This window comes from Alishewanella sp. d11, from assembly GCF_049390205.1.
Lineage (GTDB): Bacteria > Pseudomonadota > Gammaproteobacteria > Enterobacterales > Alteromonadaceae > Alishewanella.
In genome coordinates this window covers 831,530-852,204 of sequence record NZ_CP186547.1, presented here as the reverse complement: position 1 = coordinate 852,204, position 20,675 = coordinate 831,530, and the positions used below count along the sequence as shown (strand labels likewise).

General features: G+C 46.2%; 22 protein-coding genes. 20 read left to right on the top strand and 2 right to left on the bottom strand.

The genetic code is table 11. The features are described from left to right. Positions 1 to 54 precede the first annotated feature (54 nt). From murJ to ACO1PK_RS03865, 19 genes are all read left to right on the top strand, one after another. Positions 55 to 1,632, top strand: a complete 1,578-nt coding sequence (gene murJ, locus ACO1PK_RS03955) for a murein biosynthesis integral membrane protein MurJ (protein ID WP_423187373.1) — start codon at positions 55 to 57, stop codon at positions 1,630 to 1,632. A 52-nt stretch (positions 1,633 to 1,684) separates the two neighbouring features. Next, a complete protein-coding gene (gene ribF / locus ACO1PK_RS03950; RefSeq protein ID WP_423187372.1) occupies positions 1,685 to 2,635 on the top strand; it encodes a bifunctional riboflavin kinase/FAD synthetase in 951 nt (316 codons plus the stop codon). Positions 2,636 to 2,649: 14 nt separating this feature from the next. Continuing rightward, positions 2,650 to 5,478 (top strand): isoleucine--tRNA ligase, encoded by a 2,829-nt coding sequence (ileS, locus tag ACO1PK_RS03945; protein ID WP_423187371.1) that lies wholly within the window; start codon positions 2,650 to 2,652, stop codon positions 5,476 to 5,478. Further along, positions 5,478 to 5,978, top strand: coding sequence for a signal peptidase II (gene lspA / locus ACO1PK_RS03940; protein ID WP_423187370.1), 501 nt, complete (start codon positions 5,478 to 5,480; stop codon positions 5,976 to 5,978). Before ileS ends, lspA begins: the two co-directional genes overlap by 1 nt. Next, a complete protein-coding gene (gene fkpB / locus ACO1PK_RS03935) occupies positions 5,965 to 6,408 on the top strand; it encodes an FKBP-type peptidyl-prolyl cis-trans isomerase (RefSeq protein ID WP_423187369.1) in 444 nt (147 codons plus the stop codon). Before lspA ends, fkpB begins: the two co-directional genes overlap by 14 nt. Before the next feature lie 2 nt (positions 6,409 to 6,410). Further along, positions 6,411 to 7,340 (top strand): 4-hydroxy-3-methylbut-2-enyl diphosphate reductase, encoded by a 930-nt coding sequence (gene ispH, locus ACO1PK_RS03930; protein ID WP_423187368.1) that lies wholly within the window; start codon positions 6,411 to 6,413, stop codon positions 7,338 to 7,340. Positions 7,341 to 7,355: 15 nt separating this feature from the next. Beyond that, positions 7,356 to 8,384, top strand: a complete 1,029-nt coding sequence (locus tag ACO1PK_RS03925) for a sensor histidine kinase (protein ID WP_423187367.1) — start codon at positions 7,356 to 7,358, stop codon at positions 8,382 to 8,384. Continuing rightward, entirely contained in the window at positions 8,381 to 9,091 is a 711-nt protein-coding gene (locus ACO1PK_RS03920) for a LytR/AlgR family response regulator transcription factor (RefSeq protein ID WP_423187366.1), read from the top strand. The genes ACO1PK_RS03925 and ACO1PK_RS03920 overlap by 4 nt, the downstream gene beginning before the upstream one ends. A 113-nt stretch (positions 9,092 to 9,204) precedes the next feature. Then, positions 9,205 to 9,765 carry a GspH/FimT family pseudopilin gene (locus ACO1PK_RS03915; protein WP_423187365.1) on the top strand — a complete coding sequence of 187 codons (561 nt, stop codon included), beginning with the start codon at positions 9,205 to 9,207 and terminating at the stop codon, positions 9,763 to 9,765. A gap of 10 nt (positions 9,766 to 9,775) precedes the next feature. Then, positions 9,776 to 10,183 (top strand): type IV pilus modification protein PilV, encoded by a 408-nt coding sequence (gene pilV, locus ACO1PK_RS03910; protein WP_423187364.1) that lies wholly within the window; start codon positions 9,776 to 9,778, stop codon positions 10,181 to 10,183. Next, complete coding sequence (locus tag ACO1PK_RS03905) at positions 10,180 to 11,088, top strand: PilW family protein (RefSeq protein ID WP_423187363.1); 909 nt, start codon at positions 10,180 to 10,182, stop codon at positions 11,086 to 11,088. The genes pilV and ACO1PK_RS03905 overlap by 4 nt, the downstream gene beginning before the upstream one ends. Before the next feature lie 9 nt (positions 11,089 to 11,097). Then, positions 11,098 to 11,610, top strand: coding sequence for a pilus assembly PilX family protein (locus ACO1PK_RS03900; RefSeq protein WP_423187362.1), 513 nt, complete (start codon positions 11,098 to 11,100; stop codon positions 11,608 to 11,610). 19 nt (positions 11,611 to 11,629) lie between these two features. After that, positions 11,630 to 14,839: a pilus assembly protein gene (locus tag ACO1PK_RS03895; protein ID WP_423187361.1), complete on the top strand. Its 3,210-nt coding sequence runs from the start codon at positions 11,630 to 11,632 to the stop codon at positions 14,837 to 14,839. Then, the gene (locus tag ACO1PK_RS03890; RefSeq protein WP_423187360.1) at positions 14,839 to 15,252 is read left to right on the top strand and encodes a type IV pilin protein; all 414 of its coding nucleotides are present in this window, start codon (positions 14,839 to 14,841) and stop codon (positions 15,250 to 15,252) included. Before ACO1PK_RS03895 ends, ACO1PK_RS03890 begins: the two co-directional genes overlap by 1 nt. Positions 15,253 to 15,334: 82 nt before the next feature. Beyond that, complete coding sequence (locus ACO1PK_RS03885) at positions 15,335 to 15,811, top strand: type IV pilus modification PilV family protein (protein ID WP_423187359.1); 477 nt, start codon at positions 15,335 to 15,337, stop codon at positions 15,809 to 15,811. A 10-nt stretch (positions 15,812 to 15,821) separates the two neighbouring features. Continuing rightward, entirely contained in the window at positions 15,822 to 16,784 is a 963-nt protein-coding gene (locus ACO1PK_RS03880) for a PilW family protein (protein WP_423187358.1), read from the top strand. A gap of 41 nt (positions 16,785 to 16,825) precedes the next feature. Then, the gene (locus tag ACO1PK_RS03875) at positions 16,826 to 17,203 is read left to right on the top strand and encodes a hypothetical protein (protein WP_423187357.1); all 378 of its coding nucleotides are present in this window, start codon (positions 16,826 to 16,828) and stop codon (positions 17,201 to 17,203) included. After that, positions 17,200 to 18,261 carry a hypothetical protein gene (locus ACO1PK_RS03870; RefSeq protein ID WP_423187356.1) on the top strand — a complete coding sequence of 354 codons (1,062 nt, stop codon included), beginning with the start codon at positions 17,200 to 17,202 and terminating at the stop codon, positions 18,259 to 18,261. Before ACO1PK_RS03875 ends, ACO1PK_RS03870 begins: the two co-directional genes overlap by 4 nt. Beyond that, positions 18,261 to 18,662 carry a type IV pilin protein gene (locus ACO1PK_RS03865; protein ID WP_423187355.1) on the top strand — a complete coding sequence of 134 codons (402 nt, stop codon included), beginning with the start codon at positions 18,261 to 18,263 and terminating at the stop codon, positions 18,660 to 18,662. The genes ACO1PK_RS03870 and ACO1PK_RS03865 overlap by 1 nt, the downstream gene beginning before the upstream one ends. An 8-nt stretch (positions 18,663 to 18,670) precedes the next feature. Here the strand turns inward: ACO1PK_RS03865 and ACO1PK_RS03860 are convergent, their stop codons facing one another. Both ACO1PK_RS03860 and nadE read right to left on the bottom strand, forming a co-directional pair. Beyond that, entirely contained in the window at positions 18,671 to 19,168 is a 498-nt protein-coding gene (locus tag ACO1PK_RS03860; RefSeq protein WP_423187354.1) for a GspH/FimT family protein, read from the bottom strand. 74 nt (positions 19,169 to 19,242) lie between these two features. Then, entirely contained in the window at positions 19,243 to 20,073 is an 831-nt protein-coding gene (gene nadE, locus ACO1PK_RS03855; protein ID WP_423187353.1) for an ammonia-dependent NAD(+) synthetase, read from the bottom strand. Between the two features lie 198 nt (positions 20,074 to 20,271). On the opposite strand from nadE, the gene glnB reads away from it, so the two are divergent. After that, the gene (gene glnB, locus ACO1PK_RS03850; RefSeq protein ID WP_423187352.1) at positions 20,272 to 20,610 is read left to right on the top strand and encodes a nitrogen regulatory protein P-II; all 339 of its coding nucleotides are present in this window, start codon (positions 20,272 to 20,274) and stop codon (positions 20,608 to 20,610) included. Positions 20,611 to 20,675 lie beyond the last annotated feature (65 nt).

Here is a 20,675-nt window from a genome sequence, read left to right as displayed (position 1 = left end):
AATTGGCTGGCTTAACGGGTGAAAATAGCAATACAACCATTTAAGGAGTTGGGCGTGTCTGGAAAATTATTAAAATCGGGACTGATTGTTAGCTTTATGACACTGATTTCACGCGTGTTAGGTTTAGTTCGTGACGTGGTGGTGGCTAACTTTGTCGGTGCAGGTGCCGCAGCGGATGTGTTCTTTTTTGCCAATCGTATTCCTAACTTCTTACGCCGCTTATTTGCTGAAGGGGCTTTCTCACAGGCTTTTGTGCCTGTGCTTAGTGAAGTAAAAGCCAAGCATGGTGACGATGCGGTTCGTGAGCTCGTTGCTAAAGTTGCCGGGACCTTAGGGGTGATTGTTACCCTAGTGACTTTATTTGGGGTTATTGCTTCGCCTTTATTGGCGTTGTTATTTGGTATGGGCTGGTTTATTGAATGGTTAAATGACGGGCCAGATGCGCATAAGTTTGAAATGGCCAGCTTGATGCTAAAAATCACTTTCCCGTATCTATGGTTTATTTCTCTTGTGGCTTTTAGTGGCGCCATTTTAAATACCTACAACAAGTTTGCCGTGGCGGCCTTTACCCCGGTGTTTTTAAATATCGCCATTATTAGTTGTGCACTGTTTTTAGCACCCACTTTAACAGAGCCAGCTTTGGCTTTGGCGTGGGGCGTTTTCATTGGTGGTGCCATACAATTAGTGTTTCAACTGCCTTTTTTGGCAAAAGCCGGTTTATTGGTTATGCCGCGCTGGGGCTGGCGTGATGAGAACGTCACGAAAATTCGCACGCTCATGTTACCTGCGCTCTTTGGTGTTTCGGTTAGTCAAATTAATTTACTGCTTGATACCGTTATTGCTTCATTTTTACTGACAGGGGCTGTCAGTTGGCTTTATTACTCTGATCGCTTAATTGAATTTCCGTTGGGACTCTTTGGTATCGCCATTGCGACGGTGATTTTGCCAAATTTATCCCGCCACCATGCCTCTGAGGATGCTAATCGCTTTGCTTACACCTTAGATTGGGCACTGCGTTTTGTCGCCATGTTTGGATTACCGGCCATGTTAGCGCTGATGGTATTGGCGCAACCTATTATCACGGTGCTATTTATGCGCGGTGAGTTTACCCAGCAAGATGTACTGATGGTATCCTATAGCTTGATTGCCTATGCCTGCGGGCTGTTAAGTTATATGCTGATCAAGGTGTTAGCCCCTGGGTTTTATGCCAGACAAGATATTAAAACGCCAGTGCGTATCGGTATTATTGCCATGGTCGCGAATATGGTATTTAACTTAATGTTAGCCCCTTTTCTCAGCTATGTTGGTTTGGCGTTAGCAACAGCGTTGTCGGCAAGCTTAAATGCTTTTCTGCTGTATCGTGGTCTACAGCGAAGTGGTGTCTATCAATTAAGTAAGCGCACTGCAATTTTTTTGGCGAAATTAGCCTTGGCGAGTGCTGTGATGGCGGCTGTGTTGTATTATTTTAATCCCGTTTTGGCCGTCTGGACAGAACTGAGTTTATGGCAACAAATTGGGCAATTGAGTGTGCTCTGTGCAGGTGCTGTGGTGGGGTATTTTGGCTTATTGCTCCTTTTCGGGATCCGTCTTGCCGATTTTAAGCCAAAAACTATTGCTGAAAGCAAGGGATGAACGGGGTATAATGACGGGTTTATAAGCACTAATCAGTAAATTTAAGGCAGGCATGGAGTTAATTCGCGGTATCCATAATATATTACCTCGGCATCAAGGCTGTGTGCTGACTATTGGTAATTTTGATGGCGTGCATTTAGGGCATCAAGCTGTGTTAGCGCAAGTTAAGCACTTAGCACAATTAAAACAGCTGCCTTCATGTGTGATGGTGTTTGAGCCACAACCGTTGGAATTGTTTTCGGGTAGTATGGCGCCTGCCAGAATTAGTCGCTTTCGCGAAAAATATCAAGCGCTAGCGGCGTTGGGGATTGATCGACTGCTGTGTGTCGGCTTTAATCGCGCTTTTGCAGCGCAAGAGCCTGATCAGTTTGTGCAAGAGTTATTACTGAAAAAACTGGGGGTGCAGCATCTGATTGTCGGTGATGATTTCCAGTTTGGTAAAAATCGTAGTGGTAATTTTGCTGTGCTTGAGCAAGCCGCTAACCAATTTGGTTTTGGCTTAAACAGTACCTCTAGTTTAAAACTAGGTGAACAACGGGTCAGCAGTACACTGATTCGTCAGGCATTGGAACAAGACCAGCTGGCTTTGGTCGAAACGATGCTAGGCCGGCCTTTTGCATTGACGGGGCGGGTCAGACATGGCCGTAAATTAGGGCGTGATTTAGGCTTTCCTACCGCCAATGTCTGGCTATATCGGCGTAAACTGCCTGTATCGGGCGTCTATGCCATTAGTGCGCGAACCCTGTACGGTGAATTTCAAGGCGTGGCCAATATTGGCAATCGGCCGACGGTGCAGGGGGTTCGCGAACAACTTGAAGCACATTTATTCAATTTTAACAAAGATTTATATGGTACTCAGATCGAGGTTGTGCTGCGGCACAAGCTAAGAGCAGAACAGCGCTTTGCCAGTCTGGATGCCTTAAAACAGCAAATCGCTGCCGATGCCGCAGCGGCCAAACAGTATTTTAGTCAGCAGCCTGAGCTGCTGAACACACTCACTTAATGGAATCAAAACGGATGAGCGATTACAAGCATACCCTGAATTTACCAGAAACGGCTTTTGCTATGCGTGCGAACTTGGCGCAGCGCGAGCCGCAAATGCTGAAAAAGTGGACTGACGCTGATTTATACGGTCAGATCCGCGCCGCCAAAAAAGGTAAAAAAACCTTTATCCTGCACGATGGCCCTCCTTATGCTAACGGCAATATTCATATCGGTCATGCAGTTAATAAAATTCTGAAAGATATTATCGTTAAAGCAAAGACCTTATCCGATTTTGATGCGCCTTATATCCCAGGCTGGGATTGTCACGGTTTACCCATTGAGTTAGTGGTTGAAAAAAAGTATGGCAAGCCCGGCGTAAAGTTAACGCCAGCAGAATTTCGGCAAAAGTGCCGTGAATATGCCTTAACGCAAATTGATGCACAGCGCACCGATTTTATTCGTTTGGGGGTATTGGGAGATTGGGACAAGCCTTATCGCACCATGGATTTTGATACTGAAGCCAATATCATTCGTAGCTTAGGCAAAATCATTGGTAATGGCCATTTACACCAAGGTTTTAAGCCGGTGCATTGGTGTACTGATTGTGGATCTGCTCTCGCTGAAGCTGAGGTTGAATACCAAGACAAAGTTTCACCAGCCATTGATGTGCGTTTTAACGTAGTGGATGATAGTGTCGCCGATAAGTTTGATCATCCGGCCGATCATCGTGGCCATGGCCCCATTTCAGTAGTGATTTGGACTACCACCCCTTGGACTATTCCAGCTAACCGCGCAGTCGCCTTAAACGCTGAGCTAAGTTATTCGTTAGTTCAGGTTGAACAAGGCCCGAACGGTGCCGAGCGCTTAATTTTAGCCACTGATCTGGTTAAAGACGTGATGGCTCGCGCCAATATCGAGCACTATCATGCCTTAGGCTTCTGTAAAGGTTCTGAGTTGGATCTGGTGCAATTACAGCATCCGCTATATGACTTTAGGGTACCCGTGGTGCTGGGCGAGCACGTTACTACCGACTCGGGTACGGGTTGTGTGCATACCGCGCCAGGTCATGGTCAGGAAGACTTTGTAGTAGGCCAAAAATATGGCCTAGAAGTGGCGAACCCAGTTGGTGCCAACGGCGTCTATCTACCCGATACGCCGCTATTTGCTGGTCAGCATGTATTTAAAGCCAACGACTCAGTGGTTGAAGCGTTAAAAGAACGCGGTGCCTTGCTGCTACACAAGGCCTATAAACACAGCTATCCGCATTGCTGGCGTCACAAAACGCCGATTATCTTCCGCGCCACACCGCAGTGGTTTATTAGCATGGAGCAGCAAGGGCTGCGTCAGACGTCACTGGCGCAAATTGAACAAACCCGTTGGATCCCTGATTGGGGTCAGCAGCGCATTGAAAATATGGTTGCCGGTCGGCCAGATTGGTGTATCTCTCGTCAACGTACTTGGGGTGTGCCTATCGCCTTATTTGTTGATAAAGATACCGGTGCTTTACACCCCGATACGGCTACTTTAATTGAGCAAGTTGCGCAAAAAGTCGAGCAAGGTGGTATTCAGGCATGGTTTGATTTAGATGCCTCCGAGTTATTGGGTGCTGCTGCAGCTCAATACACTAAGGTAACCGATACACTGGATGTCTGGTTTGATTCTGGTGTGACCCATGCCGCAGTAGTGGATGTGCGTCCAGAGTTTAATGGCGCGACCCAAATTGATTTATACCTTGAAGGATCAGATCAGCACCGTGGTTGGTTTATGTCGTCGTTAATGACTGCTGTTAGCATTAAAGGACAAGCCCCTTATAAGCAAGTATTAACCCATGGCTTTACCGTTGATGGTGAAGGCCGCAAGATGTCAAAATCGTTGGGGAATGTGGTATCGCCACAAGATGTGATGAATAAACTGGGTGCCGATATCCTTCGTTTATGGGTCGCTACCACGGATTATACCTCTGAGATGACGGTATCAGACGAGATCCTAAATCGTGCCGCCGATAAGTATCGTCGCATTCGTAATACTGCGCGTTTCCTATTAGCCAACTTAAACGGCTTTAACCCCGCAACAGACTTACTGCCATTTAATCAGTTAGTCGAGCTGGATCTGTGGGTGGTTAACCGCGCAGCACAGTTACAACAAGAAATTGTGGATGCTTACGATAACTATCAGTTCCATCAGGTGAGTCAAAAACTGATGAACTTCTGTACTGTTGAGCTCGGTAGTTTTTACTTAGATGTAATTAAAGATCGCCAGTACACCGCGCATAAAGACAGCCAAGCACGTCGTAGCTGCCAAACCGCGCTCTATCATATCGCCCAAGCAATGGTGCGCTGGATGGCCCCCATCATGAGCTTTACCGCACAAGAGATTTGGGAAGCTTTACCAGGTCAAGAAACGCCTTTTGTTTTCACTGATGTCTGGTATCAAGGCTTTGCGGCTATCCCGGCTGGGCAGTTTAGTGATGACTACTGGCAGCAATTGCTGCAAGTGCGCGATGAAGTCAATAAAGTGTTGGAAAGTGCACGCCGTGAGGAAAAACTTGGTGCCTCGTTACAAGCGGAAGTAACCTTATATGCCGCCCCTGAGCTGGCCGATGCGTTAGCTCGACTGGGCGATGAGCTGCGTTTTGTGTTAATTACCTCTACCGCCACCGTTAGCACGGCTAGCGCAGATCCTGCGGCTATAGTGACAGAAATGAAAGGGTTAAGCGTATTGGTACAGGCCTCAACTGCGGCGAAATGTGAACGTTGTTGGCACCACCGCCATGATGTGGGGGCTGATGTTGCGAATCCTGGAATTTGTCTGCGCTGTGTTAGTAATGTCAGCGGTGAGGGTGAAGTAAGGAAGTTTGCGTAATGCGATTATTTCAAGAAACTGCTTGGCGTTGGTGGTGGTTAGTCTTGCTATTGTTGGTCGTTGATCAAGTGACTAAACAGTTAGTGCATCAACAAATGTCCTTGGGCCAGTCCATAGATCTGCTGCCCTTTTTCAACCTGACTTACGTTAGAAACTATGGTGCGGCTTTTTCATTCTTAAGTGATGCCGGTGGTTGGCAGCGCTGGTTTTTTACGTTGCTCGCCATAGTGATGAGTGTGATTATCAGTATTTGGATGAGTCGTGCTCCAGCCGGTAATCTAAAACTAGGACTGGCATTGAGCCTGATTTTAGCCGGAGCGATAGGGAATTTAATTGATCGCAGTATTTTTGGTTATGTAATTGATTTCTTTCATTTGTACTACCAAAACTGGCACTATCCGGTATTTAATATTGCCGACTCAGTGATCTGCATTGGTGCCGCCTTACTAATTTGGGAAAGCTTTACTAACGAAACCGGAGCGAGCAATGAGCGACAGTAACCAAACTATTGGTAACAGCAGTACTGTGGTGTTTCATTTTGATATTAAGTTATCGGACGGCAGTGCTGCAGAAAGCACGCGGGTTCATAATAAACCAGCCAAACTACAAATGGGCGATGGCAGTTTATCTCCGGCCTTTGAAGCTGAACTGTTTGGCTTAGCGGCAGGTGATAAAAAAGTGTTCACGCTGGCACCCGAAGACGCTTATGGTATGCCGAACCCCGACAATATTTACTATGTGGACCGCAGCAAGTTTTCAGCAGAAGCACCGGCAAAAGTAGGAGCGATCATCGGCTTTGCTATGCCTGATGGTTCCGAGTTACCAGGATTAGTGCGTGAAGTGGTGGGCGATTCTGTCACCATCGATTTTAATCATCCACTGGCAGGACAAACCCTGACCTTTAACGTGGAAATTGTGCAGGTAAGCTAAGTATGGATATTTTATTAGCCAACCCTCGTGGTTTTTGTGCGGGGGTCGATCGTGCCATTAGTATCGTAGAGCGCGCCTTGGAGTTGTTTCCACATCCTATCTATGTTCGGCATGAAGTGGTTCACAATAAATTTGTAGTGGATGGCTTGCGACGTCGTGGCGCTATCTTTGTTGATGAATTACAAGAAGTGCCTGATGGCCAAATTGTGATTTTTAGCGCACATGGTGTGTCACAAGCCGTGCGAGAAAATGCAAAACAACGTGGCTTAAAAGTGTTTGACGCTACCTGTCCGCTAGTGACCAAGGTCCACATGGAAGTAACGCGAGCCAGTCGTAAAGGGGTTGAATGTATCCTGATTGGGCATGCTGGTCATCCGGAAGTAGAAGGCACTATGGGCCAGTATAATAACCCTGAGGGCGGCATTTACTTGGTTGAGTCGGTAGAGGATGTGCAGCGATTGCAGGTTAAGAATCCGCAGCAGCTTAGCTACAGTAGCCAGACCACCTTATCGGTGGATGATACCGCCGATGTGATTGATGCGTTACGGGCGCGTTTTCCACAGATTGAGGGGCCGCGTAAAGATGATATCTGCTATGCGACACAAAACCGTCAAGACGCTGTGCGTGAGCTCGCGGCTAAAGCCGAATTAATGTTGGTAGTGGGTGCTAAAAATAGTAGTAATTCAAACCGTTTACGAGAGTTAGCGGAAAAGCTGGGTTGTACTGCGCACTTGATTGATACCGCCAATGACATCCAACAAAGTTGGTTAGAGGGGATAAGCCGCGTCGCGGTGACCGCGGGCGCTTCTGCTCCGGAAGTGTTAGTACAAGATGTGATTGCCCAACTGAAAATGTGGGGCGGTAAAACGGTTACTGAAACCCTTGGCCGCGAAGAAAACGTGGTTTTTGCCATACCGGCGGAGTTACGTTAAGTGAGGTAAGCTTAGGTGCAGCAGCCAAAGGAAACTCGGCGTCCTGAATTACAATTACCCGATCTTACTCAGGCTGCACCGTTATTGCGGGTGGTGGTATTCGCGCAAGCCTTAGCGTTAATTTTAGCCTTAGCCTCTGGTAGCGAGGCGGCTTTCTGGGATAGTTTAGGGCTGATCAGTATCCTAGTGCACTGGATCAGCTTAGTAAGTTGTCTGCTCTATGTTCGATTAAGAGCGCGTTTGCGTTATCTTTCCATGCCTCAGCTAGCATTGGTGGTGCAACTGATTTTACTGCTGGTTACCGGTAGTTGCTCACTGTTAAGTTATTGGCTGCTGTTTGACATCAATCTAAGCGCCGGCTTAGGCTCTTTCGTGCTAAAGCATCTGATTATTGCCTTTATCGTCGGTTTAGTCCTGATGCAGTTTTTGATTATGTATGATGAATTGGCGAACAGTATTAGTGCCCAGCATCAGGCTCGTTTTAGTGCTCTGCAAGCGCGGATCCGTCCGCACTTTTTATTCAATTCTCTAAACACTGTTGCTGAGTTAATTCATACCGATGCGGCTGCGGCTGAACAAGCTTTACTGAATTTAGCGGATTTATTTCGGGCGGCAATGGCTAGCTCTGAGCGCATTTCACTTGCCGATGAGCTGGCACTTTGTCAGCAGTATTTAGCTTTAGAGCAGTGGCGACTAGGGGAAAAACTTAAAATCAATTGGCAGCTACCCGCCAGTTTGCCAGCAATTTCTTTACCTGCTCTGACCATTCAACCCTTGTTAGAAAATGCCATTCAGTATGGTTTTGAAACGCGAACAGCGCCTGCAACCTTGGATATTGAGGCCTATCTTGGAAAAAAGCAGCTGAGTATCGTCATTGATAACCCCATATCGGTAAGTAAGAGAAATCAGAGTAAAAACGGTATTGCGATAGCAAATATCCGACAACGGTTGATGTTGTGCTTTGGTAACCAAGCGCAGTTAAGCACGGTACAACAAGATCAGCGTTTTCGCGTTAAATTAGTGTTGCCGCTGGAGGATCAATGAGGATTTTGATTGTGGATGACGAGCCGCTAGCGCGCAGTCGTTTGCAGCGTTTGTTGAGTGCGCTACCGCATGTCGATTGTATTGGTACGGCAGAGCATGCGAGTCAGGCTTGGCAGGAGATCCTGCGCTTGCAGCCTGATTTGGTGTTATTGGATATCGATATGCCGGATGAAGATGGCTTAAGCTTAGCAGCACGGATCTCTGAGTTACCTGTGCCACCTGCGGTGGTCTTTGTGACGGCCTATCCAGAGCACGCACTAAGTGCTTATCAAGTGTCGGCGGCAGATTATCTGGTAAAACCGGTCGTCGCCGCAAGATTGGCACAAGCCTTAACTAAAGTAGGCACACTGACTAGAGCACATATAGAGCGGCAACAAGCGTCAGAACAGAAAATTGCTTATCAATGTGGGCTAGTGACCAAAACGGTTGCGCTGGCTGAGGTGTTTTATTGCAGTGCTGAAAGCAAATACGTAAAGTTAACCTTTGCGACAGGAGAGGCCTATGTCGATACCTCTTTAGCTGAGTTAGAGCAACGCTATCCACAGTTAGTTCGCATCCACCGCAGCTACTTATTAAATCCTCGCTATTTTGCTGCGCTAAAACTGAGTGCGGGTAGTTATCAAATCCAGCTCAAAAATTGCCCTGATAGCTTGCCAGTAAGTCGTCGCGCCTTGGCGCAGGTTAAACAGCGTTTGCAGTTAAGCTAAGACGCCGTGTTACCGTTTATCGGCCAAAACTTCCGCTAGTCTGCTTTCCAGTTGGTTTAACCTTGGTGCAAGGTATAGTAAAGCTATATAAATGGCTTTAGAGACAAAAAAATATGCGGCGTAGCGCGGGCTTTACTCTGATTGAACTCATGATAACAGTGATCGTGCTGAGTATTGTGGTGACTATCGCTGTGCCATCCTTTATCTCGTTGTTACAGTCGAATCAGTTAACCGGGCAAGTCAACCAACTAGTGGGTGCCCTGAATGCTGCGCGTACCGAAGCCATTAAAATGAATCAGCATGTGGTGTTATGTCACAGTACCGACGGCAAAAGTTGCTCAGCCCCTTCTGCTAATGGCTGGCAAGGTTGGTTGATTGGTTTAGCGCCGCCTAGACCCCAGACGGGTATTGTTGCCAATAGTGTGATGGCTTCGGGTTACCGTTTATCAGACAAACTTATCCTCCATACCGGTAATTCCATAAGCGCGACCAACTCGGAAATCCGCTTTTCGCCTCAAGGCTTAATTAGAACAACGGCAGGCGCGCCTTTAAATGGCGTGGTCAGGATTTGTTTAACAGGTGCAAAAAACAATAATGCCCGTGATGTGGTTATTCGATCCGGTGGGCATATTGCCATTAATTCGCAAACCAGCGCGGCTTGCACCGCTCCCTAAGGAGGCTCTGATGAATACCTTTTCGCCGATCCGTCGACAAGGCGGTATTAGTTTACTAGAAGTACTGATTTCTGTGGTGGTGTTATCAATAGGCCTTTTAGGTATTGCAGGCCTACAAACCATCAGTTTAAAAAGTACTAATATGGCGCATGAGCGTGCCATGGCGGTCATTCTAACTGAAACCTTATTTGAAGTGATGCGAGTAAATGAAGCGGCCGCGCGCGCTGGCGCTTTTGCTATGGATTGCCATACCCCCGCGCCAGGCACAGAGCAATGGTTTGAAGATGTTAAAGCGGCCACCTCACCGCAAACCTGTGCCACTGTGGCTTGGAATGATGGGGTGTATACGGTCACTATCGACTGGAGTAATGAGCGTATGAATACCGACTCTATTATTGTCATGGAAACGCGGCCATGAGATATCAGCGCGGTGTCACCTTAACAGAGTTATTAGTTGCTCTGATGCTTGGACTATTGCTATTGGGCGGTGTTTTTGGGGTGTATTTGTCCAATCAAACTACCGCCAGAACCACGGAAGATCTTTCCAACTTGCAGAATCGAATTCGGCTGGCTTTTCAAGTTATGTCTTACGACTTACGCAGTGCTGGCTTTTTGGGGTGTAATAATTCAGAGCGTGTGGTCTCTGTCGTGCAAGTCGCGGGTGTTAGCCCTGCATGGTTAAACTGGCAAGGCGGCTTAGTGGGCACTGCTGCGGACGCGGCAAACAATGAGTCTATTCGCGTTATGTATGGTGCAGGACAAAGCAGTAGCGTAGTAAATCATGTACCGCCAAGACTGAACTTAAATCAACGGCCAGAGTTAAGTGTTGGTGATTTAGCTGTGGTCTGTGACGACACCTTAACTTCGATCTTTCAGGTATCCGCTGTAGGCAATAATTGGCTAGAGCATGCTGCGACTGGATTAAATTGCGCCGTAGATTTGGGGTTTGCCAATCCGTTTGTCTGCGGTTCCGCTAGACCGCGGTTATACCCAACAGATGCCATGGTAATGCAGTTTGCTACGGTGCGCTGGTTTGTTGCAGCCAGTGAAGTAGACGCTAATTTTAACTCTTTATTTAGAGAAATCATTGTGTCGGGTGCGCCCGTGCAAGAAGAAGTGTTATTTGGTGTTGAGCGGCTTAGCTTTGCTTATCAAATGCGTAATACGCCCTTTGGACCTGTGCCTTTTTCAGCCGCCTTGGATATGACCCAAGTGGTAGGGGTTAACGTGCAAATTATTTTGGCCGATGCCGTTTATCAGCAAATCAGTATGGGTGAAGAGATGCGAACTGTAGAATTTTTTGTCGCCGTACGGAATCGCTAAGGGGCTAGTATGCAGCAATTTACTCGACAATCTGGGGTAGCATTAATTGTAACGCTATTATTGTTAGTCGCGATCACGGTATTAACGCTATCTAGTATGCAACGTTCTACCTTGCAAGAACGGATGACCGCTAATTTGTACGAGCATCAGCTTTTTGTGCAGCAAGCGGAATCTGCGCTGCGTGCGGCAGAGAATTCGCTGTTGGGCTTATTACCTAATCCGGCCACTGCCGTTGGTGTTGTACAAGGCTTTTATGGTCTACCCGTTGCAGGGCAGATTGACCGTTGGTTGGATCCGCAAACGGTGTGGATTAATCCACCGGCATTAAACGAAATGTTGGATTTACAAGCTCATTACATCATTGAGTATGTTGGCGACTGGCCAACTCCAGCCGCACCAGATTGTGATAGCGGTACCACCATAGAAGCCGATTGTTTATCACCCACTTTTAGAATTACTGCGCGCACCCAGCCAGCTGACAATCGGCCGGGTGTCATAATGCAAACCATTTGGCGTTTGTAAGGCAAGTAAGGATCTTATTATGCGAACCTTAATCAAAAAAATTGTCTGGTGTTGTTTTGGTATGAGCATGGGAATCAGTGTTGCTGTTTCCGCGAATACCTTAGCAATCCCCAATGTTCCCTTACAAACAGGCAGTGATGTACCTGCTAATATTCTATTTTTAATTGATGATTCCGGTTCCATGAACTTTGAGTTTATGCCGGATGATATTCATTATGCTTGGCGAGCGCCTCGGCGATGTACCTCACGTGATAGTCAAGGCAGATGTATTTCCGACACGAGAACAGGCCAAGATGTAGAATATCCATGGTATTACTCGGCTAAAGTAAATTCAGCTTATTATGACCCTACAGTGACTTATCAGATCCCAGTTAATTCATCCGGTCAACTATTAGATGCGCCAACTTATACTAACGCTTGGATGGATGGTTTTAACAAAACAAGTCTTAGAAATTTATCAAACAGTTTTGCTGTGAATTTTCATGAATTATCGTCGGATTTCAGATTTATCAACGATTCAGGTACTATAACCTTCTTCGAAGGCGGCTTTTATTATCGTTTTGCACCCAGTACAGCTAATGAGAGCAGTTGTAATAACAATCCTCGACAAGCGCAGTGCTATCAATATGTCTCTATGAACAATGCTTCAGCGGCGCAAAAGACGAATTTTGCGATTTGGTACTCTTACTACCGTAATCGTCTGTTATTAGCACGCTCGGGTATCGGTTCTGCCTTTAATACCTTACCTGATAATGTCAGAGTAGGTTATGGCGCGCTCAACACATCGCCCAAAATTCAACGTGGGGTTCGTGAGTTTAGTGGCACTGGCAGAAGTGGTTTCTATAACTGGCTTTATGGAAAAACAGCTTCAGGTGGAACGCCCTTAAGATCAACATTAAAAGCCGCAGGAGATTACTTTAGTACCCCTGAACCTTATCGAGTAAATCCAGCGTTGGAAGGTAGCACTTTAGTCAGCTGTCGCCAAAACTTTACCATTTTAATGACGGATGGCGCCTGGAATGGCACTTCGCCGGGTGTTGGTGATTCCGATAAAGATGGCAAAGAAAATACCTTGGCTGATGTCGCACATTATTATTACACCACCGATCTGATGAATTTAACGAATAATGTGCCGCGCAGAAAGCAAGAATCGCCAGACTGGCAGCATATGGTCACTTTTGGCGTAGGCTTAGGCGTGGATGGGACAGAAGATCCTGCAGTGGCTAGCAAATGGGCGCCTAATGATAGCCGTTGGCCAGATCCTTTTTCGGGCACCGATACCAGCCTTAAAAAAATTGATGATTTATTGCATGCAAGCGTTAACAGTGATGGCGGCTTTTTCAGTGCAAAAGATCCACAAACTTTTAGTACACAGTTAGCTGAAGCTCTAAAAGGTATTCTTAATCGTGTTGCATCCGCTTCCAATTTGGCGGCTACCACTACCTCATTATTAGAGGACAACAGTGTATTTCAAGCTTCATTCAATACGGCAAATTGGAGTGGTAATTTAGTCAGTTTTAATGCAACTACGCTTACCCAGCAATGGTCTGCAAACTTTGGGCCTTGGGCGGATCGTCCTATTTTTACTAGTCGCACGGCCAGTGGTGCGACGACGACTGTGCCATTTCGTTGGGAAAATTTGAATACTACTGAAAGAACAGCGTTAGAATCGCAAGATATTGTTGATTATCTGCGTGGTGACCGATCTAAAGAAAAACCCAATGGCAGCTTACGTTCACGCGTATCGTTGCTTGGGGATATTGCCCACTCCTCGCCGGTTTATGTTGGTGCGCCACAGAACCGTAACTTTCAACGTTATGCTTGGGATGGTGCAAACAAATATGCCGCATTTTTAGCGGCACAGAAAGACCGCGCACCTGTTGTATATGTGGGAGCTAACGCGGGGATGTTGCATGGTTTTAATGCCGATCCAGCGAGTAGCACTGCAGGTAGAGAGATTTTTGCTTATGTGCCACAACGAATGCTAACAAGTTCAGCGCAACTGTCATCTTTTGCTAAGGAAACGTATGCGCACCGTTTTTATGTTGATGGTTCACCGACTGTGGCGGATGTGTATATTAATAATCAATGGCGTACGGTGTTAGTAAGTTCGTTAGGACGCGGCGGTAATAGTGTATTTGCATTGGATGTTACGAATCCGACCAATATCACATTACTGTGGGATTTAACGCTGCCTGAACTGGGCATTATGACCGCAAAACCCGTGATTACGCGTTTAAATAACGGGCGCTGGGCAGCCGTGATGCCATATGGCTATAACAATAGTAGCGGTAAGAATGGTTTATTAGTTATTGATATCCAAAACGGTGGGACACCTATCAAGTTAGAGTTACCGACAACGGCTGGTGCGCTAGGACAACCAGAAGGGTGGGATAGCAACCGCAATGGCAATACCGATTGGTTTTTTGCGGGTGATTTAAAAGGCAATGTCTGGAAATTTGACTTAGCCAGTACCTCGGTTTCTAGTTGGGGGCTTGCATACAATAACGCGCCTTTATTCACCGCCAGAGATGCGGCTAACAAAGTTCAGCCGATAACCGGCGGCATTAGCTTATCTAGCCATCCGCAAACAGGCCAACTCTGGTTATTTTTTGGTACGGGAAAATACTTGGAAACAGGTGATAGCCTCAATAATGATAAGCAAAGTTGGTATGGTATCGTTGATGGTGCGCCAATTAGCTCTCGTGGCAGTTTGGTGCAGCGAACTATGTCTAACGTCACCTACAGTAAAGGGGATGTTACAGAGCAAACGCGCCTGATCTCTGCCGCGACTTCAAACGACATGGTTGGTAAAAAAGGCTGGTATATGGATTTAATCGATAACCGCGAACGTATTACTTCTAGAGCCAGAGTAGTGGGGTCTAATCTGATCATCAATACCATTATTCCTGATTCAGATTTATGTAATCCCCAGGGCGATGGCTGGGTAATGGCCGTTGATCCTTTTAGCGGCAGTCGTTTGAAATATCATCTCTTTGATCTTTCTCAAGATGGTAGTTTTGATGATGCTGATGGTATAACATCAGGTAATGGTGATGTACAAACAACAGACGTGTTAAGCGGCCTGAAGTTTGAAGGGATGCCTGGCGAGCCTGTGTTTGTTGGAGAACAAATGGTAGTCGGTGATTCTAGGGTGGCTATTGATTCCAGAACGGTTAACCTGCAATTAAGACGTGGTCGTATTTCATGGCGAGAGGTAATCAACTAATGCAAAAGCAGTCTGGAGTTACGTTAATTGAGCTGATGGTTGCCGTTGCTATTGTCGGTATTTTAGCCGCTATTGCCTATCCATCTTATCAGGAGTATGTGCTACGAGCCAACAGAACTGCCGCTACGGCTTGCCTAATGGAGCACGCGCAGTTTATGGAAAGAACTTATACCCAAAACTTGCGTTACGATCCTACGGGTATTGCCTTACCCGCTACACAGTGTCAGCAGGAGCTGGCGGATCGTTATACCTTTGCGCTAGCAGCGGTGGCAGCGAGAACCTTTCAGTTAACTGCTGAACCTAAGGGGCCACAAAATGATGGCTGTGGTACCTTATCGTTAAACCAAGCTGGGCAGAAAGGTGCTAGTGGCAAAGGTGGCACCTCGGCCGCAGCAGTGCAAGCCTGTTGGTAGCAAAAAAATTACAAATTAAATTTGAAAAATTAACCTTGGCTGCTATCTTTTTATATTCAGGAAGAAGAATGCTGAGGTTGCTATGGAACAACAGCGTGGTGCCAGTTTAGTCGAGGTTTTGGTTACCTTACTAATTTTGAAAGTGGGTTTATTGGGCGCCCTCGCAGGCCAACTACTGGCACTTAAAATGGTGACTGATGCCAGTCAACGCACCACGGCTGTTGCGTTATCGCAAGATATTATGCAACAGCTAGCGGCTTTTAGTGCGGCAAGTGCCCATGATTTTGTTTTTCCTTTCTCTGAACAACCCCCATCATGCAGCAACGCCGCTTCCTGTAGTGTTAACGCTGCCAGACAAGCTGTTTTGCTGGACTGGCAGAGGAAGTGGCAAGAACCTCAAGCGGGTTATGGTTTACTGTTTGCGCCTGAGTTTTGCTTACAGCAACATGCAGGAGCGGTTTCATTATCCGCTAGCTGGCGGCAGCACGCCGCCAGGTCATCGCATACTGGATCTCGCTGTGAAGCCAACGAAGGGCGATCTGCTTTGCAACTAAGGTAAGGAGAAGCTAATGATTGGCAAGCACGGAGGCATGTCTTTAGTTGAAATCTTAATTGCTATGTTACTGGCATTCTTGTTATTGCTACTTATTTTTACCGCTTTTAGCGCTTTTCAAGCATCTTCAACGCAAACGAGACAGTTGGCTTTGCTACAACAGAACGGCCAATTGGTACTCAATCTATTAAATAATGAATTACAAAATGGTGGGTTTTGGGGCGGTAAAAGTCAGCAGGCGATTCGTGATGCGCACAGTAGCATAGCGCAACCCAGTAATGATTGTTTTGCGTCTGGCTTAGATTCAGGCAGCTTTCCTCAGGCCAATCAACTCTTTCTTTCAGTATTTGCTGGTACGGCTAGCGGTACTCGGCAATTAAATTGTTTGAATAATGTGTTGCCGAACACTGAGTTTTTACAGTTAAAGCGCGGTGTAGGAGTTCAGGTAGCTCGAAATGAGATGCGAACTAATCGTTTTTATCTGCAAACTGATTGGCAACAGAGCCGTTTTGTCGACTCGGTTACGGTAAGTCATGATGCCACGCTATTGTACCCCTATCAGCATTCGGTACTTTACATTCAGGCGCAACAAGTAGCGGGGCGTACTATTCCCGTTTTGATGCGCAAAAGATTGGTCAGAAATGCGGCAGGTCATGCCACTATCGCCACTGACTCTATTATTGACGGCGTAGAGCGGTTGCATTTCGAATTTTTAATTGACAGTGATTTGGATGGTTACCCTAACTACAGTCTAGCGACCAATCAAATGACAACAGATTACTGGTTACAGCAGCAAAGCCGGATTGTTGCTGTGCAGTACTACGTGTTACTGCGATCTTTAGAGCCAGATCGCAGTTATCAAAATACCCGGCACTTTCAACTTGGCAAGCTCAGTTTTACCGCGCCTGGTGATCATTACCGTCGCTTATTACTCAGTGGAGCCGTCTTTTTTGAAAATGCCATTTTGGCTGACAGGTGAGGATATGAACAGTTAAAACATAGTTAAGTATCGGAGGGGTTATGAAAAATCGAGGGATGGTTTTACTCACTGCGTTGTTATTTATCATGGTGACGTTATTGATGGTCACCAGTAACTTAGTCATTAGCCAATTGAGTATGAAATCTGCACAAGCTGCACAGCAGCAGTTGCAATTGGAATATGCTGCTTTACAGCGGCATTTATCTGAATTAAATGGTTTGGATCCGACAGCGCTACCGCCAAATACCATCACATTACCGGCTTGCCCAGGTGTTTATGCTGCGTGGTCAGACACGGCGTTGCAATGTGAACTCTTGCTGCTTGAGACCAGTTTAAGACAAGATAAAGCGCCGATAAAAAGTCGTTATAACAGCCTAGTGCTTCGGAAAAAAATCCGCTTGCCGGAGGTGTCATCATGAAAAGTCTGCTTCTTTTCAGTATGCTGTTTACCCTTCCGCTTTATGCACTCTGCCCCCCCTCAGCACCTGAGCCAGTAAGACTGACTATTGCGCATCAACCGCACAAAGCTGGACTGCAGTTAACGGTAGGAATAAGCGAATCAGGTATACAGCAGTTACAATTATTGTCTGAGCAAAGTGGCAGGTCTGTTGCCAGTATGGACTTATTTTTCGCTAACCAAGCACAACAGATACAAGCCCGCCCCTTATTAGAAGATGCCAACTTGGATGGCCTCACCGATCATCTCTGGTTACTGAGTAAAGAGGGTAGGCTTTGGCGTTTGCCGATTCGTGATGGCCAGTTTGGCTTGCCGAAACTCATGGCAGATTTAACAGCTAGTGGTTTGGATTTTATTGCCACAGCAGGTTTATTACGAGCGCGTTTACCTGCTACCTTGGCGCCTTTAGCTTGGCGGCAGGCAGATAAACAACTCGTGTTATTGATTGCGCGTCATAGACAAAGCGGTCATGACACCTTGTTTATGTTACGTTTTAATATGGCTATGACACAAGTTGCGTTAACGCAATTTGAACACTTGCTGGATAGAACGGTACTAAGTGAAGCAGAAGTAAATCAGACGCTTTCAGCAAATGATTGGCGAGCTTTGCTGGCCGAAGCCGGCTGGTTGGTGCAGTTTCCAGGGAAAATGAGTATGGCGCCAACCGTAATCGCCGGAGTTATTTACGCAGCTGTGGCTAGTACTGCCAATCCCGACGCTTGTGATGTTACAGATGATAGCCAGCAATTATTCGCCTTGCATTTACATTCCGCCACGCAGGTTTATCGGCAACGGAATAAACTGATCCCCTATCTTGCTGATGCACAGTTTGCTTTGCGACAACAAGCGGATAAACAATTAAAGCTGGTATTAAGCACTGAAACGCAATGGCAAGTTGTTCTACCAAACCTACTTAAAATCAGTGCCGATTGTCATAACTGTACCGAGCCACTGAGTTTAAGTCGATTTCCTTTATGGAAAAGGCTGGCTACTTATCGCAGTGAGCTGGGGGGCTACTGATGAGCAAGCAAGGTTTTTCGTTATTGGAAATGCTGATCGTTGTACTGTTGTTGGGAATTTTAACTGCAATAGCTTACCCTGCTTATCAGCAATATGTTCTGCGAAGTTATAGAGCGGAAGCGGTGACAACTATGTTGACGATTGCCAGTCGTCAAGAACAGTTATTAGCCGATTTTGCCGAGTACAGCGCGGATTTAGTTAAGTTAGGATTGTCGGGGGGCGCAACGCCTTCTGGTCGTTATCGCTTACAAATTCAGCTGCAGGAACATAATCAGGCCTATCGTCTGCTAATGATTGCGCAAGGCCCCCAGCAACAGGATAGCAAATGTCGACACTATAGCCTGAATCATTTAGGGCAACGGAATGTTGACATAACAGAACCGATCAGTTGTTGGCAGTAGCTTTTTGATTAAACCGGGCAGCTTTGCTGATGTTTAGTGAGTCTGTTGCGTCCTGCCTGATTTAATACCAATCGATAATGCCATTGATAAGAGGCTGGAGGGCAGTAAAAGAAAGTGCCATTTTCTAATGCATCAAGACTGCCGTCACGCCGAAAATGTAATTGCTGACGGTTATAACTAAGACGATGCCTGACAGGTACTTGTGGGATTTCTCGAAGTAGTTTTGTTGTTTGCCCGACGGGATCGACCAATGCTAACTGTATTGGGCTGAATTGCCAGTGACCATCACACTGATTGTCAGCCGTTGGACAAACTTTTACTTGGGCCTGCGAAAGGCTAGCTTTGATTCGAGCATAATGTAGGTGGCGACTAAACTGCTGCATATAACTGCTCGCGCGATATTTATGCATCAGTTCAGTAAAGACAGGTGTAGCAATACTGAGCAGTATCCCTAAAATAATAATGGTAATTAATATTTCGACTAATGTAAGACCATGTTGTTTCATCTGCCACACTCCAACACCCAATAATGTCAAAGTGTAGCATAATGTTTAAAAATGTTTTATCTGTGTTAATTTTATTAATCGTAGATCGTCGGGATTGCTTGCCGTTTATGCTGAGTTTTCTGATAGATTTGAATTAACCGTTCTGATACCTCTGTGGCGACTGGCAAACCTTCGAGAAAATCATCAATTTGTTGATAAGTTAACCCCAAAGCGGCTTCATCTGCTTTTTGCGGGGCTAGGCATTCTAAATCGGCAGTGGGTATTTTCTCAACTAATAGCTCTGGCGCCCCCAGATGTCTTGCCAAAGCGCGCACTTGCCGTTTACTTAAACCAAATAGCGGGGCCAAATCACAAGCGCCATCACCCCATTTAGTATAAAAACCAGTAATATTCTCAGCTGAATGATCGGTACCTAGTACTAAACCACCTTGCAGTGCAGCAATATGGTATTGCGCTAACATGCGACAACGCGCTTTCACGTTGCCTTTCGCAAAGTCTTGCATAGCCTCGCTGGGTAAGGCTAACCCTGTGATACCGGATAGCGTGGCTTCGTGTAGTGCATCGGCAGCGGCTTTAATATTCACCGTTACCGCCGCTGTGGCTTGAATAAAACGAAGTGCTAATTGCGCTTCTTCTTCATCTTTTTGTACACCATAGGGCAGGCGTACCGCAATAAAACGATAGTGGGCGTTAGCGTCGTCAGCATTTAATTCATTAACAGCAAGCTGTGCTAAGCGACCACAGGTCGTCGAATCTACGCCGCCGCTGATCCCTAAAACCAGCGTTTTCAATCCTGCTGCCGTAAGGCGGTTTTTAATAAAATCGACACGACGTCGTACTTCATAAGCTACGTCAATGTGGGGCAATACCCGCATTTCTGCAATGATTTGTTGTGCAATTCCCATAATCGCCTCGTTGACTTACGCCTTGTTGTTTATGAAAAGGGTTATTATCTTAACGTATCTGGCGCTTATAAGATCAAGAAATTCTTGTTCTTTAAGCATTATCGGCGAAGAAAAACAAGAAATTCTTGTAAACAGCTGAAGCAGACCTTTGCTTGTATTATACTGCGGCTATCTGAAGTCACTCGCGGCGGTAATACCATGAAGAAAATTGAAGCAATTATCAAACCCTTTAAACTGGATGATGTGCGCGAAGCGCTAGCCGATATTAATATTACCGGTATGACGGTAACAGAAGTAAAAGGCTTTGGTCGGCAAAAAGGCCATACCGAATTATACCGTGGCGCTGAATACATGGTAGATTTTTTACCTAAGGTGAAATTGGATATTGTCGTCGCGGATGATCAAGTTGAACGTTGTGTCGAGGCGATAATGAAAACCGCTCAGACAGGCCGCATTGGTGACGGTAAAATTTTTGTGTTTGACGTCGAGCGCGTGGTTCGTATTCGTACTGGCGAAGAAGACGAAGAAGCCATTTAAGACTAATAGTGTAATTATTGACTCAAGTAAGTTAAAAAGGCGGCTTTTAGAGCATGCTTTAGTTA

What these genes read in the sequence shown, in the direction of transcription:
- glnB (WP_423187352.1), top strand. Translation starts at nt 20,272, where the DNA reads ATGAAGAAAATTGAAGCAATTATCAAACCCTTTAAACTGGATGATGTG.
- ACO1PK_RS03890 (WP_423187360.1), top strand. Translation starts at nt 14,839, where the DNA reads ATGCAAAAGCAGTCTGGAGTTACGTTAATTGAGCTGATGGTTGCCGTT.
- ACO1PK_RS03880 (WP_423187358.1), top strand. Translation starts at nt 15,822, where the DNA reads ATGATTGGCAAGCACGGAGGCATGTCTTTAGTTGAAATCTTAATTGCT.
- nadE (WP_423187353.1), bottom strand. Translation starts at nt 20,073, where the DNA reads ATGGGAATTGCACAACAAATCATTGCAGAAATGCGGGTATTGCCCCAC.
- pilV (WP_423187364.1), top strand. Translation starts at nt 9,776, where the DNA reads ATGAATACCTTTTCGCCGATCCGTCGACAAGGCGGTATTAGTTTACTA.
- ACO1PK_RS03860 (WP_423187354.1), bottom strand. Translation starts at nt 19,168, where the DNA reads ATGAAACAACATGGTCTTACATTAGTCGAAATATTAATTACCATTATT.
- ACO1PK_RS03915 (WP_423187365.1), top strand. Translation starts at nt 9,205, where the DNA reads ATGCGGCGTAGCGCGGGCTTTACTCTGATTGAACTCATGATAACAGTG.
- ileS (WP_423187371.1), top strand. Translation starts at nt 2,650, where the DNA reads ATGAGCGATTACAAGCATACCCTGAATTTACCAGAAACGGCTTTTGCT.
- ACO1PK_RS03875 (WP_423187357.1), top strand. Translation starts at nt 16,826, where the DNA reads ATGAAAAATCGAGGGATGGTTTTACTCACTGCGTTGTTATTTATCATG.
- ispH (WP_423187368.1), top strand. Translation starts at nt 6,411, where the DNA reads ATGGATATTTTATTAGCCAACCCTCGTGGTTTTTGTGCGGGGGTCGAT.
- lspA (WP_423187370.1), top strand. Translation starts at nt 5,478, where the DNA reads ATGCGATTATTTCAAGAAACTGCTTGGCGTTGGTGGTGGTTAGTCTTG.
- ACO1PK_RS03895 (WP_423187361.1), top strand. Translation starts at nt 11,630, where the DNA reads ATGCGAACCTTAATCAAAAAAATTGTCTGGTGTTGTTTTGGTATGAGC.
- ACO1PK_RS03900 (WP_423187362.1), top strand. Translation starts at nt 11,098, where the DNA reads ATGCAGCAATTTACTCGACAATCTGGGGTAGCATTAATTGTAACGCTA.
- ACO1PK_RS03865 (WP_423187355.1), top strand. Translation starts at nt 18,261, where the DNA reads ATGAGCAAGCAAGGTTTTTCGTTATTGGAAATGCTGATCGTTGTACTG.
- fkpB (WP_423187369.1), top strand. Translation starts at nt 5,965, where the DNA reads ATGAGCGACAGTAACCAAACTATTGGTAACAGCAGTACTGTGGTGTTT.
- ACO1PK_RS03870 (WP_423187356.1), top strand. Translation starts at nt 17,200, where the DNA reads ATGAAAAGTCTGCTTCTTTTCAGTATGCTGTTTACCCTTCCGCTTTAT.
- ACO1PK_RS03885 (WP_423187359.1), top strand. Translation starts at nt 15,335, where the DNA reads ATGGAACAACAGCGTGGTGCCAGTTTAGTCGAGGTTTTGGTTACCTTA.
- ACO1PK_RS03905 (WP_423187363.1), top strand. Translation starts at nt 10,180, where the DNA reads ATGAGATATCAGCGCGGTGTCACCTTAACAGAGTTATTAGTTGCTCTG.
- ribF (WP_423187372.1), top strand. Translation starts at nt 1,685, where the DNA reads ATGGAGTTAATTCGCGGTATCCATAATATATTACCTCGGCATCAAGGC.
- ACO1PK_RS03920 (WP_423187366.1), top strand. Translation starts at nt 8,381, where the DNA reads ATGAGGATTTTGATTGTGGATGACGAGCCGCTAGCGCGCAGTCGTTTG.